The organism is Paenibacillus sp. EKM206P (genome assembly GCF_011066155.1).
Lineage (GTDB): Bacteria > Bacillota > Bacilli > Paenibacillales > Paenibacillaceae > Paenibacillus > Paenibacillus polymyxa_D.
The window spans coordinates 267,515-286,099 of sequence record NZ_JAAMNQ010000002.1 but is presented as its reverse complement, the minus strand read 5'-3'; the positions used below and the strand labels follow the sequence as shown (position 1 = coordinate 286,099).

Here is an 18,585-nt window from a genome sequence, read left to right as displayed (position 1 = left end):
CTAAAGGTGTTACTTAGGAAACTATAGGTAAAGGTCCTTCAAAGCAAAATAGGTACCGCTCTCCACCTCACTCCCGATCCGCAGGAATCCTAATTCGTATCTCCGTACCCACGCCGGGGGCACTGCGTATGGCAAGCTCAAAGCGGCTCCCGTAGTAAAGTTTAAGACGATAGATGACATTTTGCAGACCTATACGCTCACCCATTTCTTCCTGCCTTTGCATGTAACCATATAAACGTTGTACCTGTTCCTCAGACATGCCCACCCCATCATCTCGAACCGTTAGAATCAGTTGTCCTTCCTCATGCTCAAAATGAATCTCAATGCGTCCCCCATGCTTTAGCGGCTCAATGCCGTGGATACTTGCATTTTCAACCAGTGTCAGCGCGACCATTTTGGGAAGCAGATTGTCCAAGTCTTCAGAGCGCGCCTGCACTTCGTACTGTATTCGCTCACCAAAGCGATATTGCTGGATTTCCAGAAAACAACGGATCAGCTCCAGCTCCTCCCGCAAAGTAACCCGATCCTTGTTCCACACCAGCGAATTGCGGAATATCCGTGCCATGTTATGAATAATGTGCGCTGTCTCATCCTCATGCTTCATCAAGCTCCTCATGCGAATCGTCTCCAGCGCATTGAACAGGAAATGGGGGTTGATCTGGCTGTGAAGTGCATTCAACTGGGCATGTCTGCGCTGAATTTCCAGATTTTTTCGTTGAATATCAGCCATATACACATCGTTAATCAGTCGCTTTATTTTCAGCGTCATCCGGTTAAACTCACCTGTTAATTGCCCGATTTCATCTCGCGACTCTGTACCGGGAATCAGCTCAAAATGCTGGTTTTTCACCTTTTTCATGTGCTTTAAAATACGATGAATCCTCACGTTCAGCGAACGTGTAATCCAGATAATAATTAATGTAGGTAACAGCATATTTACACAGGTTAACAAGAGCACAAAGTTGCGGGATTCCTGCATTTCATACAGCATTTCATCTCTGGATACCGCTGCCACAATGCTCCAGCCGTTCAGATTGCTCGTAAGCACATAATTCGTCTTGAACTCCATCGTGTCCTCGGGCAGCTTGAGGGTGCTATAGGCCACACTTTTGTGGTTTATAGCAACTTTGGGATCCGTTGTATATTCGATTTCCCCTCGTTCGTTCAGCAGAAAGAGACTTCCCTGCAAATTCAGGTTGTTGAAAATCTCACGAATGGACGACATTCGCAGTTCTATTTTCAGTATTTTTTCACGACCATTTTGGGAATAAAAGTAGTTCATCCGCCGAATCAGGCTGAAAGGGTGCAGCTGTTCGCCTGTACTGTCATCGGTACGTACAAATATAGGCTTGGACTGGCGTCCAGGCGGGATTTTGGTATACCAGGGCAAGCTTCTGACCCTCTCATCTATAAAACTGACTCCCCCGGAATCCAGCAGCGTTGAATTATCGGTGTAGATCGTAATTCCACCTACGGAATGGTATACAGGACTGTAATTATTGTTCAAGATACGACGTAAATAAGAGTCATAGGCAGCAATATAATCAGCAGGGTGGGGATATGTTTGTTCCAACACCTCATTGAGCTGATGATCGGTATAAAAGATAGACGAGATTTCCATCGCATCTTCAAATTCACGGTAAAATTCAATTTTAATCTGTTCCAGTGCACGCGAAATATCCTGAATACGCTGTTCTTTCACATTTTGTGAGGTAACATGGTAAAAAACCAGATTGGTCAACACTACAGGCGCGAAAACACACAGAAAATAAAGCAGCAGCATTTTATCCCGCAATCGCACATGATCAAGAGTCGTCCTCAGCATCTTCATTCGCCGGCCCTCTCTGGCTCGTCGCCAATACTCAGGCTGTTGCGGTATTCACTAGGCGTGGCGTGCGCCGTCTTTTCAAACTGGGTAACAAAATAGTCTGAACTGCCAAAGCCCACGCGCTCCGCAATTTCATAAATCCGCAGATCCGTCTGCCGCAACAAACGTTTTGCCTCCTGAACGCGCAATTTCAGCAAGAATTCGTTAAAGTACACACCATACGTTTTTCTGAACAATTGACCGAGGTACACCGGGTTCATGTAAAAGCGAGCCGCAATACTTTTCAGGCTTATATTCTCGGCGGCATGCTGCTCAATGTAAGCACGGATGTGCTGGATGCCTCCCTGCTGACAATCCTTGCGCAGAACCCCAATATACCTTCCACTTTCCTCTGCAAAAGCTGTAAACAATCGCTGTAGTTCACCCAGGGACAGGTTCATGTCCTGCCAGTTCATCATCGGTTCTAGTGACCGAAGTGAGCGCTCATCTCCCTGCATGTTTTGAATGACCCGAACGATACTAAGTACGCATTGATGCAAACTCATTTTCACAGCCTCAGGTGCATAACACTCCTCCCGAAAGCTGCTAAATAAATTATCCACGGCCACACGCAGCTCCTCCAACCGCAGTTCCTCGACTTGTTCCGTCATGCGATCCAGTACGTCCTGATGTATGGTCTTATAGTGGAGTGGTGGCATTCCCTCCTGTAGATATACAACAATACCGCTATGATCATAAATGTATTTATGGAGCACTGCTTCCTTCGCACAGGCATAGGACTGCTGGATATCCTGCAACCGATTCACAGGCTTTCCTGCATAAATGAAAACCCGACTTCCCAGCTGGTCTTTTAGTGACTTCATCCCCTCTATCTCCTGTTGTAGCGCTTTCATAAAGACTTCGACCTTGCCTTGAAAATAGTTCAAAAAGAAGTCCGGTACGATAAGACCAATTCGGTTGCGATGCTCATGGACATAGAGAGGGTACTTGCCATCCATTAAACGATGAAGTGCTTGCTCTATAAGCTCCCTGAATTGGAAAAGCGATAGCATAATATTATTGTCACCAGAGCGCCAGGGATGTTGGTCATTCAGCTCGACGAGTACATAGTACATAGAAGTGGCCTCCTCAAGCCGTAGTTGCTGCTCCCACTGTGTCACCACTACATCATCCACTGGGTTCATCATCACAGTCTCTAACAACCCACCTGCATGGTGATTCTGATATCGTTGCGCATTCTGTTGTTCACGATGCAGTCTCTCACTCAGCTTGCGCAATGTAGCCGAAAAGTCACCCTCATCAATCGGCTTAAGCATAAAATCATGAACCCCATAGCGGATTGCCTGCTGCGCATAAGCGAAATCACTATAGCCGCTTAAGATAATAAACGCGGGATGTTCTGTACTCTGTTCGAGCACAGATCGAATCAGCTCTAATCCGTCGAGCACAGGCATACGAATATCGGTAATGACCAGGTCCGGGTGAATACGGCTGATTAGCTCCAGCGCATCCTCACCGTTATCAGCTTCTCCTACGATTTCAAAACCACAGGCTTGCCAATCCATGAGTTGAAGCAGCCCTTTACGAGTAAAGGTTTCATCATCTACCACAATGGCTCGATGCAGCTTCATAACACGCTTCCTCCTTTTGATGTACGCCTATTTTATTATTTTAGTTAACTATTCCAACGATCTTAGTCACTATGATAATGTAAAAACATCAGGGATTGGAAATTTTCACCACACCTATGATATGACAAATAGAGGGGTGCAAAGCATGCGCACACCAGCAGCCAAGCCAAGCAGCAAATATACAAAAAGGAGACGAATCCCTGAATGGGGGGTCGTCTCCTTTTTTTGCTATTGCGTAAAAAGCTTTATTATTCTCTTATTCGTGAATTCAGGCTATCGCTCAGCGATGATACTGACCGCTTGCAGATGGTCGGCGTACTTTACAAACTGCTTGCGCATACCCATAACCCTTGTCCGGGCAGCATGGTTACGCATAAGGTTAAAGGTGATTTTTCCAAGTCTCAACCAGCCCTCGTCCTGAATGATACGTGGCAGATGCAATAAGTGCATGGGAACCGTATAGATTTTAACGACCTTAAAGCCTTCCTCTTTCAGCAACTGTTCCCACTCTGACACCGTCAACGGTGTCGCGTTAACTCGCATGGCTACAGCCAAGTCCTTGTAAATTTGCTTTCTGAGCGCAGGCTCAATATGGCTAGGAGCAAGGCACATCTCATGGATAGCAAACTTCCCGCCTACTTTCAAAAGCCGCCTGGCTTCCGAAATAATCTGCGCTTTCTTGGCCCTTGTGTGCATCGTCAGCATGGCTTCCCCATATACCACCGTCGCAGAGGCATCCGGCAACGGAACTTGTTCAGCATCGGCAATAATGACTTCCCGGTTTGCTCCGCTTGCATACGTTTTTACGATAGAGGCCGCCTTCTCATTCTGTTCAATCGCAATATAACGGCGGGGATTAAGCTGTAGTGTGATTTGGGCAGTTATACCCAATCCGGGGGCAAACTCAATGACCTCATCCTGCCCGGTTACGTCAAGTCCCTCTATCATCCAACGTGTCGTTTTTAACCCTCCGGGCCTAAGCACGCGCTTACCGAGACTTGCTAATACCCAGTGCCCTGGCACCTGATTGTAATCTACTGTCTGCATTGGCCATTAACACCTCTTTTTAAAATACGATAATGATATTCATTATCAATACGAGTGTAAAAAAAATAACCATTTTCTTTTTTTTATATGAGCATGTTGCTGCTATGTCTTCTTTTATATGTTCTGCGCATAGCTTTCACTTGGCGTTTGGGTCAACACTACATGCAGACTGGAATTCGTCTCTGCACCGCCACGATAGGAAAAGTGCTCATCGCCCGTAACATGAATGATATCCCCTTGGACAACTTCCGTTGCTTCGCCGTTCACAGTTACAGTACCGCTGCCTTCAAGAACAAGCAAATATACATTCGCTCCCGGGTGATTATGTGTTGGCAGCTCGGCATTAGGAGTAAAGTTGAGAATAAAAATTACATTGTCGGCTTCCTTATGCACAATTCGTTTTGTAAAGGCTGCTTCCTTATATTCCTGAAATTGAATGAGGTTTGATTTTTTCATATTGGTTCACGCTCCTGTTTGGAATTAAATTGCTTAAGATGGATTTATACCTTTATTGTATTGGATTATTTCGCTCGCCTTGTGATTGCAATCACAATACTAAATTTAAGGAGAATTTTGCAAAAATCCAATAAGCGACTTTCAATGAACAAAATATATAGATCGAAATGGTCTAGTTCGTCTATATATTGTACTTTGGGGCGACTGGAATCGAATTTTGCAAAATCCTAAAGTCAAAAATACTTTTGAAATATTTAAAAATTTGATTTCAATCATCTTTTTCATCGACACATCCAACTAGAATCGAATTGTGTTAGACAAACAAAAACAAGCAGGAGGTTGTTCCTATGAAACCAGGATTCCAACTGGCAAAGGATATTTATTGGGTAGGAAAAATTGATAATCGTGAGGTTCCCTTTCATCGTCTTCTACTATCTAAGGGCACAACCTATAATGCATATCTATTGAAAACCGGAAAACCAACCATTGTAGATACCGTAGATATGGCGTTCGGTAGAGAATTTGCAGAGGCTGTAGCCGAATTAATCGATCCATTGGATATTCAATATATTATCGTCAATCACACGGAACCAGATCACTCGGGCGGATTGGCGGCACTTGCCTCCAAGGCAACGAACGCTACGATCGTCTGCACGGAGATTGCCGTTCCGGAAATTCAACAAATGTACAAGCTTCAGCATCGCAACTTCCTCGTCATCAAGGATGGGGATCAACTGGACATTGGAGGCAAAACGCTGCTGTTCAAAGAAACACCTTACCTGCATACGGAAGAAACCATGATTACGTACTGTATAGAAGATAAAATCTTGTTCCCTTGCGATATTTTCAGTACACACGTGGCTGTAGAGCATCTATTTGCCGATGAGGCTGGTTTTGATATCACCGAGGACTTTGTCGGATACTATCAGGCTATTATTCATCCACATCGCAGATATGTGCGCACATTAATCGAAGCTGTTGCCGATCTGGATATTGAGATGATTGCACCTTCCCACGGCTTCGCAATCCGGCATGATATTGCCAAGTTTATCGATTTGTACGCCTCTATGAGTACAGAAACCAAGGAGGATAAAAAAGTAGCGATTGTCTATGCCACCCTAAAAAATAATACTAAAAAAATGGCAAACATTCTGAAAGACTGCTTTTTAGAGAACCAAATCAAGGTGGAGCTATGGGACGTGGATAAAGCCGATGAAACGGAAATATTGAATAGTATTGCCTCAGCGGATGCTGTTTTCGTCGGTAGCTCTACCAAATATGCTGATATGACGGGCAAATTGGAAGACCTATTGCAACAAATGCAAAAGATGAATCTGGAAGGTAAGCTGGCTGCTGCTTTTGGTTCCTACGGCTGGAGCGGGGAAGCCATTGAAGTCGTACAAGATTACTTGAACGGTACCAATATGAAGGTCCAAAGCACTTCAGATGTAATCAAATCAACAGGTATGACCCATGTGGAATTCCCGGTACGTATTCGTTTCTCTCCTACAGATGTTGAAAAAGTGAAAAAAATTAAAAATGCCGCTGAATTTGTCTCAGATCTACTGCTTAGTGTTATTTAAAACACAGTAGCATATAGCGAATAGGAGAGATACTGAATGGGTAACCAACATTACGTTATTATCGGAGGCAGTGTCGCCGCCGTCAACGCAGCAAAAGCGATTAGAGATCATGATGAGCTGGCTGAAATTTCTATTTACGGAGAGGAAGCATCCTTTCCGTACAACAGAGTCAAACTTTCCAAGGGACTGTTCACTGATTTGCACAGTGACAAAATCCTGATCAAAAAGGAAAAATGGTTTGCCAATCAACGAATTCATGTATATTCCGGCATCAAGGTAACCGAGATACATCCTGAGGATCGTACTATCCAAACCATAAATGGACAAACCGTTGCTTATGACAAGCTGCTGCTGTGTACAGGAGCTCACAACCGTAAGCTTGTGCTAGAGGGGGCTTCTCTAAGGAACGTTCACAATATCCGTTTTCGACAAGATGCAGATAGCCTTAAAGCGGAATTGCGACAGGGAGACCGGATATGCATCATCGGAGGCGGTATTCAAGGCGTGGAAACCGCCTGGTCCTTCCAGCAAGCAGGATATTCTGTAACCATACTGGAAGCTTCGCATCGGCTTATGCCCCGCCAGCTAGATGAAAAGGCCTCCGCTATTTTGACCGATCGAATAACCGAACGGGGTACTCAGGTACACCTTGGGCAAGGCGTAAAGCGTATTAAAGGCACAGATCACGTAGAAGGTGTGGAACTACAGGACGGCTCTGTTATCCCCTGCGAGCATGTCGTGTACTCTATCGGAATTGTACCTAATACGGAGCTTGCTCGCCAAATCGGCCTTGATATTGGACAAGGCATTCTGGTGAATGCGCAGATGGAGACCAGCTCCGCCAATATCTATGCAGCAGGTGATGCAGCCGAATTTCAGGGTAGAGTAGATGGGTTGTGGGAAAGCGCAATGGAGCAGGGAAAAATAGCAGGCGCCAATATGGCTGGCGCATCCGTCAGCTATCAGCGTCCCCTCCCTGTAACCCTGTCGAACTGCTACGAATCCCCTCTCTTTTCCATCGGTCTAGTAGATGAACAAGTCTGCGACACCAGCCTGATTACTAAAAATCAAGCTTCTTATACACGTATGTTCATACAAGACGGCTCTATCTGCGGCGTGATTGGCTTTGGGGATGCTCTTGCTTCACTACCCTACAAAACAGCTATCATGCAGGGACTCAAACCGGACGCACCAGAGCTTACAAAAATTTTGAATGACAAGGAGAACTAAAGATGAAAAAATATGTATGTCAACCCTGTGGATATATTTATGATCCTGCAATCGGCGACCCCGATGAAGACGTAATGCCAGGTACAGCGTTTGAGGATCTCCCAGAGGACTGGGTTTGTCCGGTCTGCGGTGAGGATCAAAGCCATTTTTCTCCAATAGATGATACAGAATAACAACCATGCGCTATAACCTGTAGTTTCCGGTTTATGAATGGAGTGAATGAATGTGAATGAGATGTCCTGCCCCTGCCAGTGCGAAAAGGAGCCCTGTGCCCGCAAAGTACCTATCTTTTCCTCTTTGTCCTGCGAAGATTTGTGTAAGGTCAGCTCCATGATCCGACACCGAAAATATCAGAAGGGTGAGGCCCTAATTATCGAGGAACAAGCATCCGATACGCTGTACATTATTAAAAGCGGGCATGTCAAGCTGCTGAAGATGACGCCTCAGGGTAAGGAGCAAATCCTGCACATTCTAACAACTGGCGATTTTTTTGGCGAGTTGAACATATTTAACAGCGATGAGCTGAGTAACTTTAGTGCGTATGCCTTAAAAGATACTGATATTTGTATGCTCACCAAGGATGATATGGAGCAGTTGATCCGCAACAATCCCGATATCTCTTTGAAGCTGCTCAAAACCATTACTAAACGCTTGGCACATACCGAGAATCTGGCTCAAAGCCTAGCTACCAAAGACCCGGAAATCCGTATCGCCTATATGATTCTTGAGCTTGGACATAAATACGGCAAGCCGGATGGCTCCAATATTAAAATAAATCTCCCCCTTTCACGCGAAGAAATGGCTAATTATGTGGGTGTCACCCGCGAAACCATCAGCCGTAAATTTGGAAAATTTGAACAGCTGGGGATTATTCATAGCAAGGGTACACGAGAGATTACCATCTGCGATGTACAAAAACTGAACGAATATATGGATTGAGACACATAGATACAATGTTACTCTAACATGAGGACAACAAAAAAACCGCTTCTTTAACTTATGGATTGCAGTTGATCTATCAACCACTTCCATTTCGTTAAAAGGCGGTTTTTTACCGTATTTTATACTCCACTAACGATCAATTGTCGTGTTCACGCCTTGGGAAGACGCTCCCCATGCAGGCCGCGCTGAGGGAACTTCTGGCGAAACTCTGTCTGTGGAAGGAGCAGTCTCAATCGTGGTCGATTTGGAGCAATCCCACACTACTTTGACCAAATACCCAAACAACAACACATTCAACAATGATGTCACACACAAAATAATACCGTATTGATCCCGAGAATTGGAGCTATAGAAGATATCAAAGGTATTCAGGAAAATCGTAAGACTGAATCCACCTGCAAGCCATAAAAATCTGCGGTCTCGCAAATACAGATACGCCAGTACAGCTAACGCCGCCGCAGGGAACAAGTACCGTTCATGCATGCTGGAAGCGAAGGTAAATACACCTGCAATGAGTACCAATGCAGCTGCCGCTGCAAATTGTGGTTTGCGACTGCGGATATACATCCACCACGTAAATAGAGTCACCAACACAATGCAGATCATACCCCACGTATGGTAACTGAACAGGAACAACGTTGTAGTGTCCTGCGTATAATTGCCACCAATCAGTGCAAAGAAATTATACGCGTTCACCGAAGCATACGGATACTCGCCGACCGTTCCCTTGTATAGGTCAAGCAGCCATAACGGCTCTTGCCCCCACGAGAATGGCAATATGACCAGAATGGTCGTCACAACAGCACCGCCCATGGACAACAGCCAAGGCTGTATTTTACGTTGTCTCAGCAGCTCGAAGAACAGAACTGGCCCATAAATAATTCCCTGCGGCTTCATCAATACCGCTACCGTAAACAATACGGTCGACCAGCCGACCCGGTTTTCCACAAGCAGCACAATCATGCCCACAATCAGCATAGTAAAGAAAGAATCTACCTGCCCCCAGAAGGTCGAATTGATAAATACAGCTGGGTTAAACACGTAGAATATAATCAATCCAAGGCTTATTCCATAGCCGACCCGTTTGCTCGCCAACCGGTACAGCATGTACGCTGTCACGATATCGGCTAATATATTGGGAAGCCGCAGCAGCACGGACATATAGGGACTGAAAGCATCCGTAGAGCCGATTTGACCGATCACATATAAAATATAAATATAGAACGGAGGATAATCACTTGATCCGTTCGTGTAAAAGCCCGATAAGCTATCCGCTGCTGTCGTAGCCCAGTTCTGGAATAGCATTAAATCCATGTGACCCGAGATCCATGGGGCGATCGCCATTCTTAAAAAGAAACCCACACCCAGCACAGTCCACAGCATCAGTCCTCGATTACGTTCCCCGAGCTTCCATACACGAGCCCGAAACCGGTACGCGATAAACACGAACGCACCGAAGAACAAAGCGGCGAAAATCGCCAGCGGAGTCGCATAAGCAGATGAGGAACTCCCACTTCTTCCACCGCCCATACCACCGCCAGGACCGCCCATGCCCGTTCCAGATCCGTTACCAGACATGCCTCCGAGGCCTCTGTGCTGTCCGTCTCTGGCGGCACCACTGCTGTTCGATGCAGACGTATCCGTTCCAGCCGTTGTACCTTGGTCACCCGATGTCGATGTCCCCTCAGTGGATGAGTCGGAGTCGGTAGCTTGGCCTGTCGTTCCCTGGTTCTTGCTGTCAGATCTGTTCGCTGAATCCGGCTCCCTCATACCTCCGCCAGGTCCGCCTCCTCCCCCGAACCCGCCGGATGGGCCCTGCCTAACGGCCGCAGACTGGGACGCGGAGCTACCTGAATAACCCCATAACGAAACGACACTAGCGACAGCACACAATATGAGACTAAATAGAAGTATATATTTCAGACCGTTCGCTTTCCAAACGTTCAAATCCGATGCACCTCTCTCTGTTTCTATTTTCCCATATTGTATCTGCCTTAGCTTAGGACTTTGTGAGTTCTGGCTGAATGTTGGCTGAATACGGAATCATCACACTGAAGATTGTCGTTCCATCTCCATAATCGCCCTTTCCAGCTGAGATTGTGGATGCTTCAGCATGTTGCCGTGACCGACAGCTAATAAAGATGGATCGAAACTCGCCAGCTTTTTGGCGCTTTTCAGCGAAATTTCCTTGTTCCAGGTAGCCAGTGCCGGAAAAGGAAACAGCGGTTTAAGCCTTCCCGATACCGCTATACCTCCTCGGGTCTGAATGGCGTCGCCTGCAATTAACGCTCGGGTACGAGTATCCAAAAATGCCATCGAACCCGGCGTATGTCCTGGTGCGCTGATCGCCAACAGCGAACCTACATGATCCCCATCCTCCAGTAAAACGTCAGGCTGGGTAAGGATATGCTTCGGTACATCGCCCCGAATTAGAGTATCCGGTTCCCCTGCCTCCAACGATACATCGCCCTGTAGCAGCGGTGCGTCACGCCTTGAAATGAATACTTGCGCGTCAGGATACCTTGCCTTCAGCTTATCCAACGCACCCACATGATCCCCATGGGCATGGGTAAGTACAATTCGAATAATCGGCTGCCCGATCCGCGCCGCAGCCTGCTCTATACCACGGGTACTGTATGGCAATCCGGCATCTACTAAGGTGAGCCCCTCTTTCTCCTCCACCAAATAACAGTTCACCGGGAACAGCCGGGGCATAAACGTCAATTGATACAGATGCTGTACCTGAACAATACGCATTTCAGCTCATCTCCTTGTCTTCATCACAAACTAATTATATTAGTATTATAATTAATATAATTAGTTTTAAGCAACTGTTTTTGCTGCTATTCAGCCGGAGTTGGAGCTTGGGACTACTACGGGGACGATCACACTGAGAAAAACAGCAAAAAAGCATCCCCGGAACTCTGCCTCCGTGGATGCCTCTCAAAGCAAAAATTAGTCTTAGATACGAATCTTCCTGCACGCTCCCTTTGCCCAGTCTTGGGAATGGTGATATCGAGATGTCAGGAGATCCAGATATCATTGCAGAAACTTGGTACAACTTATACGAGAAAAAAGACAGCTTTGAAGAAACATTCCCAAAAGAAATGGATCCAACAACTTCATCCGTAATTACAGCCGGATTGCCTCAGCAATAGGCGTACTGCCAGACACCAGATTAATTGAACGATGATACGTCTGCTGTTCCTCCAGCACTGCTATGACCACTGCCGCCACATCTTCACGGGAAATGGTGTGGCTGGTGAAATCCTCACCGGTAGCAACTTTGCCGGTGCCCACATCATCCGTCAGGCCACCCGGACGAAGAATCGTGTAGTCTAGGTTGCTCGCTTCCAACAGGCGGTCTGCATAATGCTTCGCCACATAATACGGTTTAATGGATTCGGGCCACTGCTCCCGTTTCTCCGCATGTAGGGCGCTGACCATAACGAAGCGTTGGATACCTGCTTGTTCGGCGGCTTCCATCGCCTTGACGGCTCCATCCAGGTCGATGAGCAGCGTTTTATCCGCTCCTGTTTTTCCACCGGAGCCTGCCGTGAATACGATAGCATCGCTACCTTTTATAGCTTCGGCAATTTCACCAACCGTCCCTTCGAGGTCAGCTACCACCGTTTCTGCTCCCAAACGTTCAAGCGCTTCAGCCTGATCCGAATGGCGGATCAACGCCTTTACACGATGCGATTTATTTTGCCCCAGTAGACGAACAAGATGTCTGCCTACTTTTCCATTTGCGCCAATCACCAGTACGTTCACTCATATCCCCCCTGTATTCAGAGTCTCTCATCTACATTATACAGATGTATTTTACCCTTCGGGTCTGCGACGCAATCATGTTAGCTGCATCAGGTTGAAATCAGACTTCTTTGGTCAGCTCACCATCTCGTTCTTGCTGCACACGTAGACCTGCCAAAAAGGTAGCCATCATCACCTCTATGCTCCGATCCACCTCCACAGGCAAACCAAACCCGCCCTTTTGTTCAAGCGAGGCAAATCCATGAAGCAGGCTACGGAATCCCCTCGCTGCATGAATGCAATCTTCTTCCTTAAAGCCATAACCACTGGACAGGACGGTAATGACCAGCTCGGCCACGCGATCCGCAGCCTGCCTCATTTCGGTATCATTTCGATCAGTTGCATACTGCATCGCTTCATACAAACCGGGTCGCTCGCGAGCATACCGCATATACGCCTTCCCCATAGCGGTTAGCGCATCTGCGCCCGCTCTACCAACTGCTGCGCTCATCAAAGCTTCCTCCAACTGTTCGAGACTGTGCAATGCCAGTACTTGGCGCAGTCCGTTCAATCCGTCCACGTGGTTATACAAGGACGGAGGGCGAATGTGCAACTTTTGCGCCAGCGTGGTGAGCGTGACATCCCCCATCCCTTGTTCATTGGCAATGTCCTCGGCAGCCCGCAGAATATCTTGCAGCTTTACTCCGTTTCTAGGCGACATCATCCAGCCTCCTTTCATCGAATTTCTATGTAATTCGGTTCCTTATACATATACAGAATCGATCCAGATTCTATTTTAACTAATCCTGTTAGTTTATACAAAGAAAATGCCGTTTACCGCAGCCAACCTGCATCGAATCTTTACAGAAGAGCATAGCAGTCATTACTGATATAATAAAAAATAAGATCATAGAACGGATCTGATACCTTTCTCGATCCCCTACAAAGGAGCTAGCTATATCTATGGAACCCAAACCACTTCCAGCTATTGAATTTAACCACATCATCAAATATTTCACCGGGTCTGGACAACAACGTGCGGTTCTGAACGGGATTACCGCAAAAGTTTCCCCCGGCAAAATCACCACGTTGGTCGGTCCATCGGGGTCTGGTAAAAGCACGTTGCTTTCACTGTGTAACCTCCTAATGACACCGGATGAAGGGGAAATCCGTGTCCTCGGCAAACCTATATCGGAGTGGGAGATCCCTGAACTGAGACGGAAAGTCGCATTGGTTTTTCAGGATGCCCCCATGCTTCAGGGAACTGTCCTGTACAATCTCCAAACCGTAGAACGGCTGCACGGTACAGTGCTGGATGATCCTGCCAGCCTGTTGGAACGCGTAGGGCTCACCCGCGACCTGTTGGAACAGAAGGCGCAGGAACTGTCTGGCGGACAAAGACAACGCTTGGCCTTGGCGCGGACGCTTGCGAACCGCCCGGATATTTTACTGCTGGATGAGATTACTTCTGCACTGGACCCTGCCTCGGTCAAAGAGGTTGAGGAACTGCTGCTACAAATGAACAAAGAAGAGGGAACAACGATGATCTGGATTACGCATCATATGGAACAAGCCCGCCGGATAGGCCACGAAACATGGCTGATGATCGACGGAAGACTGATAGAACAAGCGGATACGGAAACGTTTTTTAATGCTCCGCAGCATAGTGAGACCCGCAAGTTTGTAGCAGGAGAATGGGTATGACGATTGTTGCCTTGATTCTCTCTCTCGGTTTTGTATTTATCGCCATTGTCATGTCCAAATCCTTCAAACTCGGTCTGGACCGAGACATGATCATCGCCACGATCAGAGCGTCCGTTCAACTGCTGGCGATTGGATATGTATTGCATTTGATTTTTGGGATGCAAAGCTACGGATTTATCGTATTATTCATTCTGCTCATGATTACCGTAGCCTCACAAAATGTTGCGCGCAAAGGACGATTTATCCCCGGTCTCATGTGGAAGTCATTCCTGACGTTGCTGTGTGTGGAAATCGTTACACAGACATTCCTCATTGGCCTGCATATTATTCCGGCGACAGCCCGATATATGATTCCGATTAGCGGTATGATCATTGGCAGCTCCATGATTTTGTCCAGTCTGCTGGTATCCCGGCTCAAGTCGGAAGTCCTGCTGCGCAAGCCTGAAATCATGCTCATTCTGGCACTAGGCGGCACGCCTAGACAAGCCATCTTCCCTATACTCAAGGATTGCATACGTTCCAGTATGATTCCAACCATTGAGGGGCAGAAAACACTGGGGCTTGTCCAGCTTCCCGGCATGATGACCGGACAAATCATCGCAGGTGCCAATCCGATTGCCGCTGTGCGTTTGCAATTGCTCATCGTATTTACCACCATGACCTCTGCTATTTTGACCAGCGTGCTGCTCAGCCTGTTCATTTATCCGGCATTATTTAACCGCCAGCAACAACTGCACACCGAAGCATGGGAACACTAATCAGGTGAATATCCCCAGTTATCTGCTATTTGGAAAAATAAAAGGGACATGTTTAATTCCTGACACAAAGGTTAATAGATACACGTACCCGCTTTACTAAAATTCGATGAGGAGTGATTGAACATGGCTAACAACAACCAAAATGGCAAAATGAGTCGCGAAGAAGCAGGACGTCTAGGTGGAGAAGCTACTGCTAAAAATCACGACAAAGAATTTTACCAAGAGATTGGCGAAAAAGGTGGCGAGGCCACTTCCAAAAATCATGGCAAGGACTTCTACCAGGAAATTGGTGAAAAAGGCGGCGAAGCCACTTCCAAAAACCATGACAAGGAATTCTATCAGGAAATCGGACGCAAGGGCGGCGAAGCCCGTGGCAATTCAGACCAAAGTGATAGCGACGGGAAAATGAGTAGGGAAGAAGCAGGCCGCAAAGGCGGCGAGGCTCGCGCACGCCAACGTAAAAATAATTGACAATAAAGCTATGCCGTCGGTGCAATCCTATGAAGAGGCACAGACTGCGTATAAACACAAAGTAAGTTGACGTTTATGTTATAAAAGCCTATCTGCCGGAAGAATGGCAGATAGGCTTTTTGTGTAAAAGTTACTTTCAACATCGGATCATACACCTTACAATATACATAAACAGGATAAATAACCAATCATACATATTTTATTACAAATGAAAGAATGGATTATGGGAGGTTGGTGCGAATGTTGATTACAAAAAATAAAACGGCTGCAACTATTTTAAAAATTATATTTTTTTCACTAATTTTCAGCTGGATTTATTATTATTCAGGTCATCACTCGACAGAAATCGCTAAGCTAGTTAAAACTACAGATGATTACTTGGTCATACAGAGAGATACTTTTAACGGAGGTGGATATAAAGAATTATATATTTCCTCAAAGTCCGCGATCCCTCCTCTGGTTATAGGCAAACAATATTATTTCGTGTCTGATCAAAGGTACTTTCAACACCCATATATCCGCTATGTAGAGGAGTAAAGCAGAACAAGAGAAAAAAACACATGCAACTCAAGTCAAATATTCCTGCATTCCGGCTGTTAAGATGGAGTCGAAAGGAGGGAACGCTCGTGTATGAATGGAACGAAATGGTTCAGCTTATGATCGATTGGATTGATAATAATCTTACTTCAGCACCTTCGTTGTTGAGAATGTCCAATCAGTTAGGCTACTCCCCTTACTACTGTACAAAACAGTTTCATTCCCTTACAGGAATAACGTTAAGGGATTATGTGTGGATGCGCCGGATTAGCCGTGCCGCGCTAGAACTCCGAGATGGCAATGTCCGCATCCTCGATGTTGCAATAAAGTATGGGTTTTCTTCACAGGAGGCTTTTACACGGGCATTTGTAAAAGCATTCGAGGTAACTCCGGCTGTATACCAGAAGGAGCCCCGACCTATTCCGTTAGCCATTCGCGTTGAGGTGTTCTCTCCTTATCATTACCATTTGAAGGAGCGGGATAAGATGGTTAAGGATCATTTGCAAGAAGCTGAAGTCAAAATCGAGCATATACCAGCACACAAATTTATTGGAATCTGGGATACCTCTTCTCGAAACTACGGTGATTTCTGGAGAAACGGTCACAATTGTGATGAAATTTGCGGAACATTGGAAAGCATGTCTCATCTCAAGCTTCCCGAACAATTGGGCCAAACTGCGGGCTGGTTCTATCAGGATGGTCAGAAGGGATATCTCTATGGAATACCGGTTGCCGCTGACTACGCCGGAGAGATTCCCGCAGGAATGAGGTGCCGGGACATCCCCGAATCAGATTACCTGGTGTTTTTCCACCCACCCTTCAATTATTTAAAAAACAATGGAGACGTTATGAGAATGGTGGAGGAGAAAGCTTGGAACTTTGACCCTAGCAGCCTGGGGTATGAATGGGATGAGGAAACAAAGCAAGATTATCAGCGGCATTTCCCAGAAGGATACGGATACGCAGTGTTACGTCCAGTAAAAAAAGTGTAGAGAAAAAGAATCCGAAGAAGCCGCTACGATCAGGATGCTGTTCATCGTCTTGCTAAAGTCTGTTGAAAAATAATAACAGTTTATTACTGACGGGTTCCGTTTTGAGGTGCAATACACATCGAATTGACATTGTGGACACAATCCGATGTAAATACAGAATAAACCGATTCACTGAATCATACAGTTGTCGGTTTATTCTTGATCAGCATTTTTATTTTGCAAGTAACTATCAACGACGTTAACCCATTGTTCCCTTACCACTTCCGTTGTTTCCTGCGAATACAAACATAGTAGCAAACGGCTCACTCATGATAAAATATCCTGTTCTTTAATTCGTTCGACTTGATCATTACTCTACTCTTTAATTAACTTGCCTAGGTTGCGGGTACGATTCATCCAACCATCAACATCCCATCCAAATCATATATCGGGAGTATATCGTAAATCGAAAAGTCTGAAAGAATCCAGCGTCACTCAAATTGTGGAGGTATAGAATATGAGCTCTGTCTCAAAAGTAGCTTGCATATCTATTTTAGGTCTTACTTTAGGTGCGGGAGCAGCACAAGCTTCTTCGACACATATTATCGTTAATAATTCAATTGTATCCTCTGATGAAACTTACCAATCTCATGGGATTACCATGGTCCCATTAAATGCTGTTCAAAGTTTACCTGGTGTATCCATCACATGGAATAATAGCACCAAGACAGTCACAATAGATCGTAACGGTGAAAAAACACTATTAAAAGTTGGGCAGAAAAGTGCAACGCTTGGTTCAAAAAATATAACCTTGCCTGTTGTCACTACATTGAAAAACGGACGGATTATGGTCCCTCTCCGATTCATTGCTGATTCATCCAATGCGTATGTCTCCTGGAATCCAAAATCTCAGACGGCCTATGTAGCGAAAGCAAACAATGAAATAAAAAACAAATATACTTCGGATAAGCTTAATGTATCCAGAGGAGCAGCAATCAAACTTCCCAAAGTTAGCAATTTAAAAGAATATACACCCAAAGGGTATGAAAATCTGAACACAGACTATTATTTTCCTGAAGGCAAATCAAATTCGTTTTTTATTCAGGAGATGGATGTTATTTCATACTATAAAATCAGCAACGATTGTAGTGTATTAATATGGACAGCACGTTTTGACTCAACCAAAAGGGAGAGCAGTAGTCTATCCTTTTTGCCTTATAAATTAGTGGAACAAGACGGCCAGAAACCTACAATTCAAGGGCGAATAACCCATTTTAATTTCATGGCCGCTGTTGGAGAAATCAGTTACAATCTCATTGACAATACTGGGAAAGAGATAAACCCAGGGCAAAAAACAGTTGATCCAACAAATTTCTTTTTTGATATCCCTGATGAACAAAAATGATCGAATTGACTTTGCATGCGTTCTTTTCCTCTTACATTAATAAAGACCAGAATCTAAGCTGGTACGTGGTAATAAATTGATACAATATTGGTTTGGAGGTATAGGCAATGAAATCTTTTCGTTTTTGGCTAGTCCTAATCTCGTGTCTAGTTATTACTGTAAATATTACGGGGAACGACGACTATAATATGCTATTGGCTATCGTTAGCCCGTTGGTTTGGATGTATGAATCATTTCGATTTGTGCGAGAAGCAGACATCCCCATAACC

General features: G+C 45.5%; 18 protein-coding genes. 10 read left to right on the top strand and 8 right to left on the bottom strand.

Translation table 11 applies throughout. The annotated features are described in order from the left end of the window. Positions 1-67 precede the first annotated feature (67 nt). The 4 genes from G9G53_RS05000 to G9G53_RS04985 all read right to left on the bottom strand — a co-directional run bounded on the left by G9G53_RS05000 (position 68) and on the right by G9G53_RS04985 (position 4,962). Positions 68-1,831: a sensor histidine kinase gene (locus G9G53_RS05000; protein WP_029518713.1), complete on the bottom strand. Its 1,764-nt coding sequence runs from the start codon at positions 1,829-1,831 to the stop codon at positions 68-70. Further along, complete coding sequence (locus G9G53_RS04995; protein ID WP_029518714.1) at positions 1,828-3,459, bottom strand: response regulator; 1,632 nt, start codon at positions 3,457-3,459, stop codon at positions 1,828-1,830. The genes G9G53_RS05000 and G9G53_RS04995 overlap by 4 nt, the downstream gene beginning before the upstream one ends. A gap of 273 nt (positions 3,460-3,732) precedes the next feature. After that, entirely contained in the window at positions 3,733-4,506 is a 774-nt protein-coding gene (locus G9G53_RS04990; protein WP_029518715.1) for a class I SAM-dependent methyltransferase, read from the bottom strand. A 114-nt stretch (positions 4,507-4,620) separates the two neighbouring features. Further along, complete coding sequence (locus tag G9G53_RS04985; RefSeq protein WP_029518716.1) at positions 4,621-4,962, bottom strand: cupin domain-containing protein; 342 nt, start codon at positions 4,960-4,962, stop codon at positions 4,621-4,623. Between the two features lie 347 nt (positions 4,963-5,309). On the opposite strand from G9G53_RS04985, the gene G9G53_RS04980 reads away from it, so the two are divergent. The 4 genes from G9G53_RS04980 to G9G53_RS04965 all read left to right on the top strand — a co-directional run bounded on the left by G9G53_RS04980 (position 5,310) and on the right by G9G53_RS04965 (position 8,714). After that, positions 5,310-6,545, top strand: a complete 1,236-nt coding sequence (locus tag G9G53_RS04980; RefSeq protein WP_039271834.1) for an FprA family A-type flavoprotein — start codon at positions 5,310-5,312, stop codon at positions 6,543-6,545. 36 nt (positions 6,546-6,581) lie between these two features. Next, complete coding sequence (locus G9G53_RS04975; protein ID WP_165145776.1) at positions 6,582-7,775, top strand: NAD(P)/FAD-dependent oxidoreductase; 1,194 nt, start codon at positions 6,582-6,584, stop codon at positions 7,773-7,775. A 2-nt stretch (positions 7,776-7,777) separates the two neighbouring features. Continuing rightward, positions 7,778-7,948 carry a rubredoxin gene (gene rd, locus G9G53_RS04970; RefSeq protein WP_069012221.1) on the top strand — a complete coding sequence of 57 codons (171 nt, stop codon included), beginning with the start codon at positions 7,778-7,780 and terminating at the stop codon, positions 7,946-7,948. A 61-nt stretch (positions 7,949-8,009) separates the two neighbouring features. Next, entirely contained in the window at positions 8,010-8,714 is a 705-nt protein-coding gene (locus tag G9G53_RS04965; protein ID WP_029518719.1) for a Crp/Fnr family transcriptional regulator, read from the top strand. A gap of 132 nt (positions 8,715-8,846) precedes the next feature. Here the strand turns inward: G9G53_RS04965 and G9G53_RS04960 are convergent, their stop codons facing one another. The 4 genes from G9G53_RS04960 to G9G53_RS04945 all read right to left on the bottom strand — a co-directional run bounded on the left by G9G53_RS04960 (position 8,847) and on the right by G9G53_RS04945 (position 13,191). Further along, positions 8,847-10,664: a glycosyltransferase 87 family protein gene (locus G9G53_RS04960; protein WP_165145773.1), complete on the bottom strand. Its 1,818-nt coding sequence runs from the start codon at positions 10,662-10,664 to the stop codon at positions 8,847-8,849. A gap of 99 nt (positions 10,665-10,763) precedes the next feature. Continuing rightward, positions 10,764-11,474 (bottom strand): MBL fold metallo-hydrolase, encoded by a 711-nt coding sequence (locus G9G53_RS04955; protein ID WP_165145770.1) that lies wholly within the window; start codon positions 11,472-11,474, stop codon positions 10,764-10,766. 375 nt (positions 11,475-11,849) lie between these two features. Continuing rightward, the gene (locus tag G9G53_RS04950) at positions 11,850-12,491 is read right to left on the bottom strand and encodes an SDR family oxidoreductase (RefSeq protein WP_165145767.1); all 642 of its coding nucleotides are present in this window, start codon (positions 12,489-12,491) and stop codon (positions 11,850-11,852) included. Between the two features lie 100 nt (positions 12,492-12,591). Next, a complete protein-coding gene (locus tag G9G53_RS04945; RefSeq protein WP_165145764.1) occupies positions 12,592-13,191 on the bottom strand; it encodes a TetR/AcrR family transcriptional regulator in 600 nt (199 codons plus the stop codon). A 242-nt stretch (positions 13,192-13,433) separates the two neighbouring features. Here G9G53_RS04945 and G9G53_RS04940 point away from each other — a divergent pair, with 242 nt between their 5' ends. From G9G53_RS04940 to G9G53_RS04915, 6 genes are all read left to right on the top strand, one after another. Next, positions 13,434-14,174, top strand: a complete 741-nt coding sequence (locus G9G53_RS04940; RefSeq protein ID WP_165145761.1) for an ABC transporter ATP-binding protein — start codon at positions 13,434-13,436, stop codon at positions 14,172-14,174. Continuing rightward, a complete protein-coding gene (locus tag G9G53_RS04935; protein WP_165145758.1) occupies positions 14,171-14,932 on the top strand; it encodes an ABC transporter permease in 762 nt (253 codons plus the stop codon). The genes G9G53_RS04940 and G9G53_RS04935 overlap by 4 nt, the downstream gene beginning before the upstream one ends. Positions 14,933-15,055: 123 nt before the next feature. After that, positions 15,056-15,403 carry a KGG domain-containing protein gene (locus G9G53_RS04930; protein ID WP_029518726.1) on the top strand — a complete coding sequence of 116 codons (348 nt, stop codon included), beginning with the start codon at positions 15,056-15,058 and terminating at the stop codon, positions 15,401-15,403. Positions 15,404-15,643: 240 nt separating this feature from the next. Then, a complete protein-coding gene (locus G9G53_RS04925; RefSeq protein ID WP_029518727.1) occupies positions 15,644-15,940 on the top strand; it encodes a hypothetical protein in 297 nt (98 codons plus the stop codon). An 89-nt stretch (positions 15,941-16,029) separates the two neighbouring features. Continuing rightward, positions 16,030-16,932: an AraC family transcriptional regulator gene (locus G9G53_RS04920; RefSeq protein WP_029518728.1), complete on the top strand. Its 903-nt coding sequence runs from the start codon at positions 16,030-16,032 to the stop codon at positions 16,930-16,932. Positions 16,933-17,428: 496 nt separating this feature from the next. Continuing rightward, complete coding sequence (locus G9G53_RS04915; RefSeq protein ID WP_165145755.1) at positions 17,429-18,316, top strand: copper amine oxidase N-terminal domain-containing protein; 888 nt, start codon at positions 17,429-17,431, stop codon at positions 18,314-18,316. Positions 18,317-18,585: the final 269 nt, after the last annotated feature.

Bases quoted from the DNA above. Each gene is read 5' to 3' on its own strand.
- G9G53_RS05000 (WP_029518713.1), bottom strand. From the start codon at position 1,831: ATGAAGATGCTGAGGACGACTCTTGATCATGTGCGATTGCGGGATAAA.
- G9G53_RS04995 (WP_029518714.1), bottom strand. From the start codon at position 3,459: ATGAAGCTGCATCGAGCCATTGTGGTAGATGATGAAACCTTTACTCGT.
- G9G53_RS04990 (WP_029518715.1), bottom strand. From the start codon at position 4,506: ATGCAGACAGTAGATTACAATCAGGTGCCAGGGCACTGGGTATTAGCA.
- G9G53_RS04985 (WP_029518716.1), bottom strand. From the start codon at position 4,962: ATGAAAAAATCAAACCTCATTCAATTTCAGGAATATAAGGAAGCAGCC.
- G9G53_RS04980 (WP_039271834.1), top strand. From the start codon at position 5,310: ATGAAACCAGGATTCCAACTGGCAAAGGATATTTATTGGGTAGGAAAA.
- G9G53_RS04975 (WP_165145776.1), top strand. From the start codon at position 6,582: ATGGGTAACCAACATTACGTTATTATCGGAGGCAGTGTCGCCGCCGTC.
- rd (WP_069012221.1), top strand. From the start codon at position 7,778: ATGAAAAAATATGTATGTCAACCCTGTGGATATATTTATGATCCTGCA.
- G9G53_RS04965 (WP_029518719.1), top strand. From the start codon at position 8,010: ATGTCCTGCCCCTGCCAGTGCGAAAAGGAGCCCTGTGCCCGCAAAGTA.
- G9G53_RS04955 (WP_165145770.1), bottom strand. From the start codon at position 11,474: ATGCGTATTGTTCAGGTACAGCATCTGTATCAATTGACGTTTATGCCC.
- G9G53_RS04945 (WP_165145764.1), bottom strand. From the start codon at position 13,191: ATGTCGCCTAGAAACGGAGTAAAGCTGCAAGATATTCTGCGGGCTGCC.
- G9G53_RS04940 (WP_165145761.1), top strand. From the start codon at position 13,434: ATGGAACCCAAACCACTTCCAGCTATTGAATTTAACCACATCATCAAA.
- G9G53_RS04935 (WP_165145758.1), top strand. From the start codon at position 14,171: ATGACGATTGTTGCCTTGATTCTCTCTCTCGGTTTTGTATTTATCGCC.
- G9G53_RS04930 (WP_029518726.1), top strand. From the start codon at position 15,056: ATGGCTAACAACAACCAAAATGGCAAAATGAGTCGCGAAGAAGCAGGA.
- G9G53_RS04925 (WP_029518727.1), top strand. From the start codon at position 15,644: ATGTTGATTACAAAAAATAAAACGGCTGCAACTATTTTAAAAATTATA.
- G9G53_RS04915 (WP_165145755.1), top strand. From the start codon at position 17,429: ATGAGCTCTGTCTCAAAAGTAGCTTGCATATCTATTTTAGGTCTTACT.